This window comes from Flavobacterium sp. CS20, from assembly GCF_018080005.1.
In the GTDB taxonomy this organism is placed as follows: domain Bacteria; phylum Bacteroidota; class Bacteroidia; order Flavobacteriales; family Flavobacteriaceae; genus Psychroflexus.
The window spans coordinates 3,014,823-3,031,041 of the sequence record NZ_CP073015.1 but is presented as its reverse complement, the minus strand read 5'-3'; the positions used below and the strand labels follow the sequence as shown (position 1 = coordinate 3,031,041).

General features: G+C 32.1%; 13 protein-coding genes and 2 pseudogenes. All 15 read right to left on the bottom strand.

The window, feature by feature from the left end:
* Positions 1-2 precede the first annotated feature (2 nt).
* Entirely contained in the window at positions 3-2,387 is a 2,385-nt protein-coding gene (locus tag IGB25_RS14395) for a hypothetical protein (RefSeq protein WP_211065591.1), read from the bottom strand.
* A gap of 77 nt (positions 2,388-2,464) precedes the next feature.
* The gene (locus tag IGB25_RS15260) at positions 2,465-3,295 is read right to left on the bottom strand and encodes an SLC13 family permease (RefSeq protein WP_256437236.1); all 831 of its coding nucleotides are present in this window, start codon (positions 3,293-3,295) and stop codon (positions 2,465-2,467) included.
* A gap of 76 nt (positions 3,296-3,371) precedes the next feature.
* A pseudogene (locus IGB25_RS15255) lies at positions 3,372-3,896 on the bottom strand (SLC13 family permease); the annotation flags it as partial.
* Positions 3,897-3,995: 99 nt separating this feature from the next.
* Entirely contained in the window at positions 3,996-6,329 is a 2,334-nt protein-coding gene (locus IGB25_RS14385) for a hypothetical protein (protein ID WP_211065590.1), read from the bottom strand.
* A 116-nt stretch (positions 6,330-6,445) separates the two neighbouring features.
* Positions 6,446-7,054 carry a ribonuclease HII gene (locus IGB25_RS14380; protein WP_211065589.1) on the bottom strand — a complete coding sequence of 203 codons (609 nt, stop codon included), beginning with the start codon at positions 7,052-7,054 and terminating at the stop codon, positions 6,446-6,448.
* An 80-nt stretch (positions 7,055-7,134) separates the two neighbouring features.
* A pseudogene (locus tag IGB25_RS14375) lies at positions 7,135-7,743 on the bottom strand (superoxide dismutase).
* A gap of 149 nt (positions 7,744-7,892) precedes the next feature.
* A complete protein-coding gene (locus IGB25_RS14370) occupies positions 7,893-9,017 on the bottom strand; it encodes a glycosyltransferase family 2 protein (RefSeq protein WP_211065588.1) in 1,125 nt (374 codons plus the stop codon).
* Between the two features lie 3 nt (positions 9,018-9,020).
* Entirely contained in the window at positions 9,021-9,638 is a 618-nt protein-coding gene (gene recR / locus IGB25_RS14365; RefSeq protein ID WP_211066941.1) for a recombination mediator RecR, read from the bottom strand.
* A 15-nt stretch (positions 9,639-9,653) separates the two neighbouring features.
* Positions 9,654-11,171 carry a S10 family peptidase gene (locus tag IGB25_RS14360; protein WP_211065587.1) on the bottom strand — a complete coding sequence of 506 codons (1,518 nt, stop codon included), beginning with the start codon at positions 11,169-11,171 and terminating at the stop codon, positions 9,654-9,656.
* A 68-nt stretch (positions 11,172-11,239) separates the two neighbouring features.
* Complete coding sequence (locus tag IGB25_RS14355) at positions 11,240-12,244, bottom strand: FAD:protein FMN transferase (protein ID WP_247653540.1); 1,005 nt, start codon at positions 12,242-12,244, stop codon at positions 11,240-11,242.
* A 3-nt stretch (positions 12,245-12,247) separates the two neighbouring features.
* Positions 12,248-12,607 carry a Na(+)-translocating NADH-quinone reductase subunit F gene (locus tag IGB25_RS14350; RefSeq protein WP_211065586.1) on the bottom strand — a complete coding sequence of 120 codons (360 nt, stop codon included), beginning with the start codon at positions 12,605-12,607 and terminating at the stop codon, positions 12,248-12,250.
* A 54-nt stretch (positions 12,608-12,661) separates the two neighbouring features.
* The gene (gene nqrF / locus IGB25_RS14345; protein ID WP_211065585.1) at positions 12,662-13,954 is read right to left on the bottom strand and encodes an NADH:ubiquinone reductase (Na(+)-transporting) subunit F; all 1,293 of its coding nucleotides are present in this window, start codon (positions 13,952-13,954) and stop codon (positions 12,662-12,664) included.
* Positions 13,955-13,966: 12 nt separating this feature from the next.
* Positions 13,967-14,692, bottom strand: a complete 726-nt coding sequence (gene nqrE, locus IGB25_RS14340) for an NADH:ubiquinone reductase (Na(+)-transporting) subunit E (RefSeq protein ID WP_211065584.1) — start codon at positions 14,690-14,692, stop codon at positions 13,967-13,969.
* A 24-nt stretch (positions 14,693-14,716) separates the two neighbouring features.
* Positions 14,717-15,463 (bottom strand): NADH:ubiquinone reductase (Na(+)-transporting) subunit D, encoded by a 747-nt coding sequence (locus IGB25_RS14335; protein WP_211065583.1) that lies wholly within the window; start codon positions 15,461-15,463, stop codon positions 14,717-14,719.
* Positions 15,464-15,466: 3 nt separating this feature from the next.
* Entirely contained in the window at positions 15,467-16,219 is a 753-nt protein-coding gene (nqrC, locus tag IGB25_RS14330) for an NADH:ubiquinone reductase (Na(+)-transporting) subunit C (protein ID WP_211065582.1), read from the bottom strand.

The following is a 16,219-nucleotide window of genomic DNA, read 5'->3' as shown; positions in this document are numbered from 1 at the left end:
GTTTAATTTCTTTTAATTATTTTTTCTATATTGATTATACTACCGTCTTCACCAATACCTTCAATAAACAATTTGAATTTGTAAAGTTCAGTATCAAAAATATTGAGTTTTGTGTTTTTATTAGGCTCTATTACAACATCAGGAAACCATGCTAAAGTACCAACTTGCTGGAAAGAATCGGTTAGAAAAAATGCATATTCTGGCATGTAGAATTGTTTAGGTGGCTCAAACCCTTTTTTAATTTCAAACTGTGCATAGGGTAATTCTGTTTTGGCAGAATTTTCGTTAGTAAATAAAGCTGTTTTTCTAGACTGAAGCCTAATAATACCTGTTGCTCCTTGCACACCACCACCATAGCCAGTTTTGTCAATATAAATTTCTTCATAATCTGCTGTACGTGAACCACCTAAAATTGACAAGTCGTTCAATTGAACCCCATTGAGGTAAACTACTGGTGTATTGCTACCATTAATAGATGTTCTTGTCAAATTTCTTATACTAAAATTAGACGTATTGTCTGTTACCAAATAACCTCTATAGCTTAAATAATCTGAAAGTAAAGGATAAGTTGTAGCCATCTCTTCATCGACTTTTATGGTATTATCTTTAAAATTAGATGCAAAGTTTTTTTGGATTTTATCTTCTTTTTCTTTTGAAGCTTTAACGATAACTTCGTCTAAAAGTTCACCTTCTAAAAAGTTGGCATAAAGACGGTTATTATCGAGTTCAAGCTTTAATTGTCTCAAATTGGAAAGCGGTGGTAATAAATCTTTATTGTTCAACTTATCGTTATTAAGTTGTAATTCAGTACCAACAACCACATTCGGTCTAATAAAATCTTTATTTTTGTTGATGAAAGAAAATTCCATCTTCTCACCAATTAATGGATATCTATTTTTAAGTTTTAATGTTTGATCAACACTTAATGCAAACACTTGCTCCTTATTATAAATTGTGCTATAAATGAGAAGTTTATCTACATCATCAGGGATTTTACCGTTAAAATTAACATTTTGCGTTAGACCATCTTTACGTTTATAAATTTCATTTGGTGGTTTGTTAAAAATATTGTTCCACTTGTATTGACTCCATCCTTGTGTAAGCAATAGCAAATCAAGATTATAATCAACAATACGATTGGGATTGCTGAAGTAATAAGGTTTATTTTCTATATATCCATTCACAAAAGGTTCTAATAAAAGAGCAGATGTAATATTTTGATTTTTAATATATGAAATAGTATTTTCTGGTAGTACAGAAATACTGAGATGTGCCTTTTCACTGTAGTTAGGCAGTGCCAGATTTAAAGTCAGAGTATCGTTTTTAAAATTTTCTACAGAAATATCAATATCTTTTTTATTGTTGATGCTGTTTTTTCTGATGAAGATTAATCTTTCGGCTACAGGTTCATCATCAACTAATAATGTGATAGTATTCACGCCATAAAAAAGTTGTTGTTTATTGATAACTTTAGCAATGCTAGTTTTATCTTTTGAGAATTCTATGGGTATTTCAAAACGCTTACCTTCTTGATGAACCAATAATTTGACTTGACGATTGTTGTATTGAGATGAAGAAGACAAATGAGATGACACGTAGATTTGAGTTTGACCAGGTATAATATTATTTACCCTTAAGTCATAACCATAAGTTTTGATATTGTCAACGGTTTTTATTATTGTTTTACCATTAGGAAGTTTGACTTTAATTTTGTAAACTTTATCGGGTTCAGGTTTTAAATCTAGTCTCGCTAAACCAAAACGATTGCTTTTAAAATTAAAAATTGGGACTTCATTATCAAGAAGTTCAGCTTCAAATTCAACCCCTAAACCTTGTTCATTGATGAGCTTTAAACCTAAGACTCCTTCACAGTCAATAACGCTATGCCCACCTTCGGGTAAGATTTGTAAATCATAAGCCTTTAAAGTTTGTTTGGTGTTAGTCTGACTTGAACCTATAATTTCAAATTGTTGAAGGTGAGCATAATCCTCATTAAAATTTTTCATCCAATTTGTCTCAGCTTTAAGGTAATATGCACCGTCATTAAAAGTAGAATCTATAGCAATTTGACCATTAAATTTTCCGTCTATAGAAAGATATAATTTTTTCTGAAGCATTATACCTTTTTCATCATAAAGCCTAAGCTCGACATTTCGAACTTTTGGGCTCAGCTTTCCGGTTTGTCTGTCGTAGGCATAACCGCTAAACCATAAATTTTCACCTCTTAAATAACTACTTTTGTTTAAGTGAAGATAAAGTGACTCTCGGGGCAACTCAAAATATTCACTATAATCTTGATAAAATTTTGAAACTTTATTTTTTTCAGATTGACCAAAACTTGTTGAAAAGACAAAAAAATAAAAAAATAAAGAAAATGAAAATCTCATAATAAAATAGTTTTTAAGAACAAAGTAATTATATTAAAATTAAACAAACAGCTTTCTAACAATTTTTTTAGTGAGTTCTAATAAAACATCCCTATCATCAACATTGACCACATAATTACCACAAATGGTCCAAGCAAACCAATAAAAATCCCACCAAATCTAAAATCTGATTGTTTGAGCATTCCTGTGCTAAAGGCAATAGCGTTTGGCGGTGTTGACACTGGAAGCAACAAAGCACAAGATGCAGAGAGCCCAATAATCATGGGTAAAGTTATAGCATTTGATACATCAATGCTCATAATTAAAGAAATAGCAATAGGTATAAATATGGTTGCTGTGGCTGTGTTACTCATAATATTTGAAAATGCAACTGTAAATAATCCAAATGCTATATATAGAATATAAATGTTAATATCTGAAGTTGGAATTAAACTCACAAAATACTGTGCCAAACCTTGTTCTTGAACAGCTAAACCAAGTGCTAAACCGCCAGCAACTAACATCAAAGTATCCCAAGGTAAAGCCCTGACTTCGTCTGACTCAATGATTGAAAACATCGTTAAAGCCATAATAGGAATACCAGAAACAACTGCCACAGGAATACCTGTAAAACCTGAAGTTAACCATAATATTAGTGTTCCTGCTAAAATTATTAAAGTTAATCGTTTGTGTAGCTTGGCGTGTTTTTGAGGAGGTGCGTCTTCTGCAGTATTAAATAAATTCTCAAGTTGGAGAGTCTTCGTTTGAATGGGGTTTTTTTTCAGTAAGGCATACCAAAACACTAAGATTAAAATTAAGGCTATTGGAATACCAAACAACATCCATTCTAAAAAAGAAATTCTGATACCAACACCTTCTAAAGCTCCAACAACAATGGCATTTGGTGCCGAACCTATGATGGTTCCCATACCGCCAACCGATCTTTGCAGGAATGCCTATGAGTAAATTTTTTGATAGTCTTGCTTTAGACCCTAAATTTTTTAATATTGGTGTAATTGTAGCAATCATCATAGCAGTTGTTGCGGTGTTACTCATCAACATTGACAAAACTGCAGTTAACATCATCAAGCCGAGAAGAATAACATTAGATTTATTTCCAAATTTTGGAATGGTTATTCTCAATAAATCTTTATCTAAACCTGTTTTTTTCATGGCTTCGGCAAGAAAAAATCCACCCAAAAACAGCCATATCACACTATCTGACCAAGTTTGAACATATTTTTTGACGTTTTCTGGTTCGTCTTTACCAAGGGTAAAAACCAAATAGCCAATAATTAAAATACCAACAGCAAAAGGCGGTATAGCTTCGGTAACCCAAAGTGCAATAGAAAGAAACAAAATAAAGAGTACATAATTCTGAGTATCATTAAATTGTGAATCGCTAACTAAATAAAAAAGCCCAAAAGCGATAAGAAAAGACAAAATAAAAAGTGTAAAATGACTATGCCAATTTACACGTTTGTTAATTTTTTTGAGAAATTGTCCAGCATAGTTTCTAGAATCTGACATTGACTTTAAATTGAATTACAAATGTAAAATATATTCAAGCTAACATTCTAATTTAGTTTAAACTTATTGTTAGTTATCGATTAAAAGCATTAAATAAAATTATTCTGTTATAATACTGTAAATCAAAACAGCATCATCAGAATCTTGACAAAGCAAAATCAACTCGTTATTTTTGCTATAAACGTCAGAAATAGATTTGCCATAAACAGGAAATCCATTTATCAAATTAGCCTTTTTATCAAAAACGTAAACCTTTTGTGCTTGCAAATCGGCTATAGCTACAAAATTGTTTTTTATGAAAGGGTTAGTATAAACACCATAAGGAAGTTCTGCTGATGCATCATTGATATAAAGTTGATTCTCTGACATGCTTGCCATTATTTCTGGATTTGCCACAAACTTAGGATTAATCCACTTCTTAGAACTGATACTCACATCTCCGTTTGGATTAATCTTAATGATTTGGCCCTTGTTTGACATAGAAACAAACTCCTTTTGATGTTCATACCATTCATTATGTGTAGGTTCAAAATTCTTATCAATCTGAACTCTATTCTTACCTGTTCGGCTTAAAATATGTAACTGCCCCGTTTCTTCTTGTGCTAAAATATAATCTTTTTTATCGATTCTAATGTGTTTCAAAGGCAAATCTAAAGGCGTTTTAGTTCTATTAAATTGAAAGCCTTTGACGCGTTTTCCTTGTTTATTAAACATTCTGATTCTATTGTCCATAATCACGACAAAACGATATCGCCCATTGTTATCGTAATCAAAAACAGAGAGACTTTGTGTAATCTTATTGTTAAAGTTAAGTGGAAATGGGTCAACTTCATTTCCATTTTTATCTAAAACATAAACTTTATGTTGAGTTGCAAAGGCGAGTTGTAAACGCGTATTTTTATAAATATCAATGGTTCTGATTTTACCAACTATTGGGCTGTCTAAAGGTTTTGACCAAATGAGATTACCTTTTGTATCCTTAAGGTGCAAAACGTTGTTAATATCCTGATAAACAATATCATACTGACCTGTTCTCCAGTTTTTAAAAAATTGCGTTGTATTCTGTATTGTTGACTCTAATTTTAGCCTCGCTAACTGTTTAACAGCTTTTTGATTATTGCCCAAATCAGTCTTTTTATGAATAATATTAAAGTAAGCAAAATCATCTTCAACTATAAGTTGTGTTACTGCAATTCCATAAGTTTTCCAATTAAAAGCTTTAAAATCATTTTTATAAGATGGTTGAGCATATTGCTCAAAAAAGTTTTTTTGCTGACTTAAATTTGTAAACCACAAGATATGACTTTGGTCGGTGAGTGATTTTAAGTGATTTTTATAATTTTGTTGCAGAGACAATACGTTTTGATTATTAACCTGTATAATAATATCTTCTAATACATCAAGCCGATTTGAACCGACAATGATATCTTGAAAAACGACAAAGTTTTTAAGCTCGCCAAGTTTTATAAAATTTTGAAGTTCTGCATTTGTTTCAAGTTTATGATTTAGTTGATAGATTTGATAAGCACCAAATTTTTTTATAGGTAAAGCATCATCCTTAAGCATTTCATAAGTTTTACTAATATCATTTGACACCATTGCTACGCCCTTACCTAATGGCAGGTTAAATTGAGCTATTTCATTGATATCAAAAAAAACACTATCATTGATCGGTGTTTTTTTGACTAAATTTTCTTGATGTGTAAATGTTTTGTAATCTGATATTAAAAGACTTTTAGCACTTACAAAGTAACTTGGTATAACCTCAGCAACAAAAGATTTTTTTGGCTTTATTTCTCTAAAATTTGACCATAGATGGGATTTGTCTTGTGTTTTCAAAACAATTCCGCTAAAGAGTATTTGATTTTCATCTAAAATAAGATCGAACCCCATATAATCAGAGAGAGAAAGAAATTCTTTTGAAAACTCTTTTGTAAAAAAAAACTTAGAGACTTTTGAAAAAAATGTAGTGTTTATGACTACAGAAGGCGTATTCTCTGATAGCACATCGTATAGTTTTTTGATGTGTTGATTCGTTTTAATATTGTCTTTATAATTTCTAATAACATTTTCTATAATAATTTTTGAAGTGCTAAAAATGGTATTATCAGCTAACTGTGTCATAAAAAACTCTTGTTTATTTGTTTCAAAAGTTTTTATTTTAATTTGATTGTAGGTATAAGTTAATTTAGACTCTTTTTGGATACTTGAGTTTTTAAAATCTTTAGTTATCAAGGTTTGTGCTAATTTGTTCTTACCTATAACATTATAGGTTAACAAAAACTCTTCAGGCATTTCAACTAAATCATGCCAATGCTGAAGCGACCAAAATTTAATGACTGAATTTTCTTTATGAGTTCTTAAAAAGTTTTGTTTATCAAGTTTTTCTAAATATTTTGAATAATCTTGGTGGCTCAAAATTAGTCTTTGCATCAGGTGGTATGAAGTGTATAGATTCACTTTCTTCAATTTTATTTTGACTACATGATGCCAATATTAGCAGTAAGCTTAAAATTAAATATCGTTTCATAAGATGATTATGACATAATTTATTGAACTTCAAAATTTAATTTTAACTGGTCGGGCAATAGTTTAAAGCTTTGTCTATGATGAGATGTAACTCCATATGTTTGTATGGCTTCTCTGTGTTGCTTTGTTGGATATCCTTTATTTTGTTTCCAATGATATTTTGGGTTTTGTTGGTGTAATTTAAGCATAAATTCATCTCTAGATGTTTTAGCAAGAACAGAAGTCATTGCAATATTAAGGTATTTTGCATCACCTTTAATTATGCATTCATGATTTATATTTTTGAAGTTTTTAAATCGATTTCCATCAACTAAAATAAATTCCGGTTGTGGACTTAATTGCTCTATGGCTTTGTGCATAGCTAAAATTGATGCATTTAAAATATTGATTTTGTCTATTTTATCAGGAAACACATGAGCGATTCCATAGGCAATAGCTTCTTTTTTGATAATAGATTTTAAACTTTCTCTTTTTTTTAAAGAAAGTTGCTTAGAGTCGTTGATTAAAGAATTAGAAAAATCTGCAGGTAAAATAACAGTCTTTGCGGTTACAGGTCCAGCTAAACAACCTCGTCCTGCTTCATCAGTGCCACACTCAAGTCTATCTGTTATTATTCTATGTTTTAGCATTTAACAAAATTAGGACTTTAAATAAAAAAAAACAGTAAATCAAAAAAGATTTACTGTTTTTAATATGAGAGAAAGAGATGTTATTTATTTTCTTTGTAACGCTTTGAAACTTCATCCCAATTTATGACGTTAAAAAAGGCTTCAATATAATCAGGTCTTCTGTTTTGATAATTGAGATAGTAAGCATGCTCCCATACATCAATACCAAGAATAGGAACACCAGCACAACCTATATTAGGCATCAGTGGGTTGTCTTGGTTAGGCGTAGAACACACTTCTACTCCACCTTTTTCATGAACGGTCAACCATGCCCAACCTGAGCCAAATTGTGTGGCTCACGCTTTAGAAAACGCTTCTTTAAAATCATTAAAAGAACCAAATGATTTATTTATAGCTTCTAATAAATCTCCGCTGGGTTGACCTCCTCCGTTTGGCGACATAATTTTCCAATATAGTGAATGGTTGTAATAACCTCCACCATTATTTCTTATCGCTGAGTTTGAGAGGTCTAAATTTGACAAAATAAATTCAATTGATTTGTCATCATTTTCTGTGCCTTCAATGGTCGCATTTAATTTGTTCGTATAACCTGCGTGATGTTTACTATGATGAATTTCCATAGTTTTAGCATCAATATGAGGCTCAAGTGCATCATAAGCATAATCTAAATCTGGTAGTTTAAATGACATAATTAAAAATTTTTTGATTTATATCATCAAATTTAAATATTATCACTCACAACTAAGATTTTATTTTGTTATAAAAAGCTTAAAAATACAAGTATAAATTTAAAAATTGCAAAAAACAGATAAATGATTTGATGATTTTATCAATATCATTATTTCAAAAACACCACTTCACCTTGAGATGTGCTACTATCACTTCCTATCAAAACACCAAGATGTTGGGGAATAAATCTAAAGGCATTTCCTGAATTGTTGTTTTTAAGCATAAAATCTATAGCCCGCTGATATGATAGCGTTTTGGTGTCAAAAACAATAAGACTGTCTTTGTAGTTTTGACTATCAATTTGTTTTGGTTCTAAAGTTTTGATATTCTTATTGTAATGGATCTTTAGTTTTTGATAGAGCTCTTTATTTTGACCGATGTAAAAAATGTTATTGTAATCGGGTTTGACATTTGCTTTTTTAAGCATATCAGATTTTTTGAATCGTTTGGCAATGATGAAAAAGATGGATAGAATACCTATCATCAATTTTGAATTGGAATAGTGTTTTGTAAAAAAAAACTTGACCGAATCAAAGAAACGTTTAAAATAAACATCATCTCGTAATGTGCTTTCTCCTTTAAAATGTATCAAACTTTCTTTACCTAAATAATAGTTTTGATATCCAGCTTTGGTGAATTGATAACACAAATCGATATCTTCACCATACATAAAATAGCGTTCGTCTAATCCTTCTAATCGCTCATAATCTTGTTTCCTAAAACACATAAAAGCGCCGACAAGCGTTGTGGTTTGTCCTTCTTCGCCTTCTGATAAATTGTTGTTATAATATTGTTTTGAGAAGCCTAACATCTTTAATGCCGCAACTTTTAAGGTCAATTTATTGATTTTACTTTCTGGCAAAAAATGTCCTGTGCCATCAATCAATCTGAGACCTAAAATTCCACAATTATCAAAGCTTTCGTGTTTTTTGATAGTTGCTTTTATAGATGTTTCTGAGATTACGGTATCAGGATTGATCAGACAAATGTATTTGCCCTTAGCTTGATTGATGCCAATATTATTAGCTTTTGAAAAGCCATCGTTGTTGGGGTTTTGTATAAATTTTACTTGAGGAAAGTATTTTGAAACAAGTTCAGAAGTTTTATCGTTTGAAGCATTATCAACCACAATAATTTCAGCATCTAAATCTCTGATGGCTGAGTTTAAACTTTCTAAACAAAGCATTAAGTGATAAGGCACTTTGTAACTCACAATGATTACAGAGACTTTCAATTTTTAAGGTTTTAAAGTAGTTTCAAAAGGTCGCCTGTTGATGATACTTCTTCCAAGAGTGATTTCATCAGCAAATTCTAATTCGTCTCCTACTGATATACCACGAGCTATACTTGATGTTTTAACATTGTAATTATGAATTTGTTTATAGATATAGAAGTTTGTGGTATCGCCTTCCATTGTTGAGCTTAGTGCAAAGATAATTTCGTCAATTTTACCGTCTTTTACTTTTTGGACTAAGCTGTCAATATTCAGGTTTTGAGGACCAATTCCATCCATCGGGCTGATTTTTCCGCCTAACACGTGATATAAGCCTTTGTATTGTTGTGTATTTTCAATAGCCATCACATCTCTAATATCTTCTACAACGCAGACTATCTCATTTTGACGCTTTGAACTTTGACAGATTTCGCAAAGCTCAGAATCACTGATATTATGGCAATTTTTACAAAATTTAATTTCTGTTCTCAGTTTCACTAAAGCCTGAGCTAAGTCAACCGTTTGTTCTTCAGGTTGATTGAGCAAATGCAAAATTAAACGCAATGCCGAACGTTTTCCTATGCCAGGAAATCTCGACATCTCTTCGACGGCATTTTCTAAAAGTTTAGATGAATAGTCTATCATGAATTTTGTAAGCTATTTTCTGTTGTATTTAATGGGTTTGCCTTTTTCAGGTAAACTTTGCAATATAAATTCTCTTAAATCGTCATTGGCTTGTTTCAAATCTTCATTTCGCAAATACATCATATGACCGCTTTTGTAGGCTTTAAAATGAAATCGGTCTTGCATTCTTCCACTCGGATCAATATGCCACATCGTATATTTGGCATTGAAATAGGTTGTTGCTCCATCAAAATATCCAGATTGAATAAAGACTTGCAAACTTGGATTTTGAGCCATCGCCTGACGCAATCTTTCACCAGTATTGTTTTGGCTATTTTTTCTATCCCAAGGTCTTACTGGACCAAACATATAGTATTTTAAAGGCACATCAAATTTGAGTTCATTTTTGATGTAGTGATTGATGGCTGGCGTAAAAGCTTGTAACCAAGCGGTGAGTTCTGCATTGTAATCTGGTCTCGTTCCTGCAACTTGACGATCTATGCCAAGATAACGAGAATCTAAACGACCTAAGGTAAAGCCTTCATCTTTGAGTAACATTTTCCAAAAATTGCTATAACTAAAATCCAAATTATGTTCTATAAAAATATCTTTATCTATCCCAGAAAAATAGGCCATTTTTTCAGCCGCTTGATATAGGTCTTGTTGACTTTTAAAACCACCCTTATATAAAAGCGGAATAAGTTCATTCATTGTAAATTGTTCCGACAATTTTAAGGCTTCTTCAAGAGATTTTTGTTGAAGTTCAGCAGGCAATTGTTTATGATACCAAGCTACAGCAGTAAAATAAGGTAAGCGATTTGCAATTTCAAGTATGCCATTTCTGAAGTTACCCAATTCCGTAGGCGAAACTAAAATCACACCGTTGATATACATCCATTGTCTGTCTTGGAGCTCATCAGCAAGTCCCGAAACCCGAACTGTGCCATAACTTTCACCAATTAAATATTTTGGAGACAGCCATCTGTTGTGTTTTTGGACAAATGCATTCATCCACTCTGATAGATATTTGATATCGGCTTGAACTCCAAAAAATTCATCTCTATTAAATTTTCCATTTTCATCTTTGATAGGTCGTGAATAGCCTGTATTGACTGGGTTGATATACACAATATCAGCAATATCTAAAATGCTATTTGGATTGGTTTTAACCCCGTAAGGTTGAACAGGAAAACCTTCATCGCTTATTTTTAAAACTCTCAGTCCTGTATAAGCCAAATGCATCCATACTGAAGCTGAGCCTGGACCACCGTTAAAAGAAAACAACAAAGGTCTATTTTCGATATTGTTTACATCAGAACGTTTGTAGTAGGCATAAAACAAATCAGCCTTGGCTTTGCCATCACTGTTGTGGTAAACTTGCATTCCCGTTTCTGTGGTATAATTGATACTTTGACCTTTAATATTGACTTTGTGTGAAGTAACAACTGGCTCAGTTTTTGGAATTTGAAGATCTTGTGCATTAAGGTTAAATGCAAATATTGATATCATTAAAAGCGAAAGAAAAGAATAGATAAAATATTTAGACTTCATAAATTCAAATTAAAATTGGTCTAAAATACTATTTTTATAAGAGATTTTGACTAAAATAAAATTAAAAGTTAAAGTGCAGAAACTATTGGCTTTAAACCGTTAGAGATATAGGTTTGCGTTGTATTGGCTTCATCGACGTAAATCAAAAGAGCATTAATCTGTTGTTTTTCAATGATTTGTTTTGCTTTATCAAAACCCATAGCCATAAAAGCAGTAGCATAAGCATCGGCAGTCATGCAATTATCGGCTATGACAGAAGCACTTAAAACATTAGATTTTTTGGCTAATCCTGTTTTAGGGTTTATAGTGTGAACAAACTTTTGCCCTGTAAGAGAATCCGTTTTGAATTTTCTATAATTACCAGATGTGGCTAAAGCTCTATTTTCTATTATAACGGCGTAAGACAACTCTCTATTTGTGTTGTTTTCTATTGGTGTTTCAATTCCAAAATTCCATATTTTATCATGGTCGTGATCTTGACCATAAGCAACAATTTCTCCACCTATTTCCACAAAAAAATCATCGATGTTTTTACTTTTTAAAAAATCAGCTAAAACATCAACAGTATAACCCTTGGCTATGGCATTAAAATCCAAATAAAAAGAAGGTAAATGAGTTTGTAATGTGTTATTCTTTAATAAAAACTTATCAAATCCTACAAAATTCATTAAGGAATCAATAGTTTTTTCAGTCAATTGTATATCGTAAGTTTCTGGACCAAACCCGTATGCATTAACCATCAAACCAATACTAGGGTCAAAATAGCCTTCGGTTTTTTTATAAATAAGTTTAGATGCTTTGAAAACATTTTTAAAATGATTATCGACCTTAATATTTTTACCGTGATTGAGCTTTGAAATATCTGAATCAGGTATATAAGTGCTTAAAGAATGATTAATAACATTGAAAATAGAATCAAATTGCGGTTTAAAATTTTGCTTGGTTTCAGAAAAATAATTAACAGAATAAGTTGTTCCCAAGGCATTACCTTTCAGTTCATATTTTTTTGGGCTACAAGAAAAAATCAGTAAAACTGTGATGAAACAAATAATATAAAACGCAAAATTTTTCATCAGTTACTCAATTTTAATCATACCATTGTAATTAACCACATAATCGTCTGTTTTAGTCAATGGACGTTCATAGTCTGAACGATTGGCAAGACCGACGCCAGCAAAAAAAGTCAGTGCATTAAATTTATCGGCGTGGTTTTTCATTTTGGTCATCAACTTATCGTCATAAACCCTTGGGTTGTCTGGGTAGCTAATTGCTCGAACAACAACAAAATGCAGTTTTTTGTTTTTAAGAGCCACAAATTGTGGATTTTTTTTAAGCTTACTGTTTACGGCTAAAAACTCATAGCCCTGATCTTCGAGATCTTTGCCAACAATATTCATGGCTAAATTGTGAAGTTCTTGTTTGCTAAGCTCTGCCATACCGATAAAAAAACCCGAGTTATTGACTCGGGTTGTATTAATTATAAATAGATTTTATCCACCGAAGTCATCAAATCTGATGTTTTCATCTGGGATACCAAAATCTTCACCCATTTTTTGAACCGCTTGGTTCATCAATGGTGGACCACAAAAATATAATTCAATCTCTTCTGGTTCGTCGTGTTTGCTTAAATAATTATCGATTACACATTGGTGGATAAACCCGACAAAACCATCACCTTCTTCATCGTCAATATCTTTTTTTACTTTCCAGTTATCTTCTTCTAAGGGCTCAGAAAGTGCCATATAAAATTTGAAATTAGGAAAATCTTTTTCTAAAGCTTTAAAGTGTTCCACATAAAATAATTCACGTTTAGAACGACCGCCATACCAATAGGTAACTTTACGATTAGTTTTTAAAGTTCTGAACAGGTGATACAAGTGCGAACGCATTGGTGCCATTCCAGCACCACCGCCAACGTAAAGCATTTCTGCTTCACTTTCATTGATAAAAAATTCGCCGTAAGGTCCAGAAATCACACATTTATCGCCTTTTTTTAGACTGAAGATATAAGAAGATGCTATACCTGGATTCACATTCATCCAATCGCCTTTATCTCTATCAAATGGTGGCGTAGCGATACGCACATTCAACATAATTCTTCGTCCTTCAGCTGGATATGAAGCCATAGAATAAGCACGTTCTACAGTTTCATTGTTTTTCATCACTAAAGGCCAAAGTTTAAAGTTATCCCATTCCTTTTGGAATTTGTCAGGCTGACCTGGATGCTCTTCTGGATGGGCTTCAATGTCGATATTTTCAAACTTCACTTCGCAAGGTGGTACTTCAATTTGAATATATCCACCAGCTTTATAATCCATATCTTCAGGAATTTCTACTACAAATTCTTTAATAAATGAAGCGACATTGTAATTAGAAACCACAGTTGCTTCCCATTTTTTAATTCCAAAAACTTCTTCTGGAACTTCAATTTTCATATCCTGTTTCACCTTGACTTGGCATGCTAAACGCCAACCTTCTGCTATTTCTCTTTTGGTAAAATTAGGTTCTTCTGTAGGCAATATTGCACCGCCACCTTCTTTAACAATACATTTACACTGAATACAAGTTCCGCCACCACCACAAGCAGATGGTAAAAACAATTTGTTTTCGCCAAGTGTGGACAACAGCGTTGAACCTGAACTGACTTCCATATCTTTTTCGTCATTAACATTAATTGTTACGGGTCCTGAAGGTGATAATTTGGCTTTGGCGGTTAATAGCACCATAACCAAAAGTATTATCAAGACTAAAAAAACAATTACACTCGCTAAAATAACATCCATAATACCTTTTGTTTATTCGTTTTTAGTTTTATTTAAAGTAACTTCGACAGTCTTGCTATCAGGTTTATTTTTTTCTATTTGTATAGTAGATGCTGTGGTTTTTTCTTTTGTATCTTCATTTCCTTCTAATTTTATACCCATAAAACTCATAAAACCGATAGCCATTAAGCCAGTAATAATAAAAGTAATTCCTAAGCCTTTAAGCGGAGCAGGCACATTGGAATAAGCAATTTTTTCTCTTATTGCCGCAATAGCTAAAATAGCGAGAAACCAACCTATTCCACTTCCACCACCATAAACGATTGCTTCTGTTATGCCAGTAAAATCTTTTTGTTGCATAAATAATGAGCCACCAAGAATAGAGCAGTTTACGGCAATCAATGGTAAAAATATACCGAGCGAACCATATAATGCGGGTGAAAACTTTTCTACAACCATCTCAACCAATTGAACCATAGAAGCGATTACAGCGATAAACATAATATAGCTTAAGAAGCTTAAATCGATATTAGCGTAATCTTCACTGAGCCATCTTAAAGCTCCTGGTTGTAATAAATAAGTGTCTATCAAATAGTTGAGTGGCACTGTGATAAGCAATACAAATATGACAGTCGCACCAAGACCAACAGCGGTTTTTACGGTTTTAGAAACGGCTAAATAAGAGCACATCCCTAAAAAATAAGCAAATATCATATTTTCTATAAAAATGCTTTTTACGAATAAATTCAATAAATCCATATGATTTAAATTATAAAATTTTTATTAACTTTCTTCAATAAGTTTGCGGTTGCGAGAGCGTTGATACCAAATCACAAGACCGACTATAATAAGTGCCATTGGCGATAATAGAAAAAATCCATTATTTTCATAACCTAAGGCATAAAGTCCAGTTGAATCGGCTAAAGTCAAACCTTTATGACCTAATATTTCGTAGCCTAATAGTTTGCCTGAGCCTAATAATTCTCTAAAAAAGGCAACTATAATTAAAATTATACCGTAGCCAGCTCCATTTCCAATTCCATCTAAAAATGATTTCCACGGCTTATTACCTAAGGCAAAGGCTTCTAAGCGACCCATAATGATACAGTTGGTTATAATTAATCCAATAAAAATGGAAAGCTGTTTGCTGACATCGTATAAAAAAGCTTTTAATACTTGGTCAACCACTATAACCAAAGAAGCAACCACGACTAATTGTACGATAATACGGATACGATTAGGAATTAAATTTCGCAATAATGAAATCACAACATTCCCCATAGCCGTTACAAAAATAACTGCCAAAGACATCACTATTGCTGGTCTGAGTTGGACTGTAATTGCCAAAGCAGAGCAAATTCCAAGCATTTGGACGGTTATAGGATTATCATCGTTTAATGGATCTGTGAGTAATTTTCTATTAGCTCTTGATAAAAAAGCTTCTTTTTCTTCAGACTTCGATAAAAAGAGAATCATTTCCTCTTTTTTCTTTTCTTCTTTCGTTTTTATTTCTTTTTTCTGTTCACTCATAATTTATTGTATTGCGAGTTTAGAATTTTTTAATTTTTCAAAGAAAGGTTTGTATTTAGCCAATCTTTCTTTCATCATATTTGTCACACCATTGCCTGTCATTGTAGCACCTGATATGGCATTCACTTGATGGTCTGTTTTGTCGTTTCCTCCACTGTAACCTTTTGTAACTTCAACGCCAACAATGTTATTGCCATCATAGATCTTTTCATCTTTAAATCTTTCTTGAAACCAATCTGTGGTGATTTCTGCACCAAGACCAGCGGTTTCTCCTTTGTGGTCAAAAATAATTCCCTCAATAGTATTCAAGTCATCCTTTAAAGCAACATAGCCCCAAATAGCATCCCAAAGACCCGAGCCTCGTAGTGGAATAACAAAAAAAGTTTGACCATTAAATTCTGCTTCATATAAAGGAAAAATTTGTTCTTCAACAGGTTTTTTAATTTCTGTTGCCAAATTGATATTAAAAGCGTTTACACTTTCAACGGTTTCACCTTTGTAGTTTAGGGCATATTGATTTTTAATAAATTCATCAAATTTTTCTGAAGCCAACTCTCTTGTTAGTTCTACTTTTTTTCCATCGACTTCTATACTATCACCAACAAAGGTATTTAAAATGTTTTGCATTTTTTCTTGTCTTACATTTTTGCTTTGCTTAGGTTTTAAACTTGTCGCCAAAAAGGATAAAACAACAGCTACTACGATAACCATCGAAATAGAAAAAATGAAAGTATAAGTATTACTATTTCTATCCAT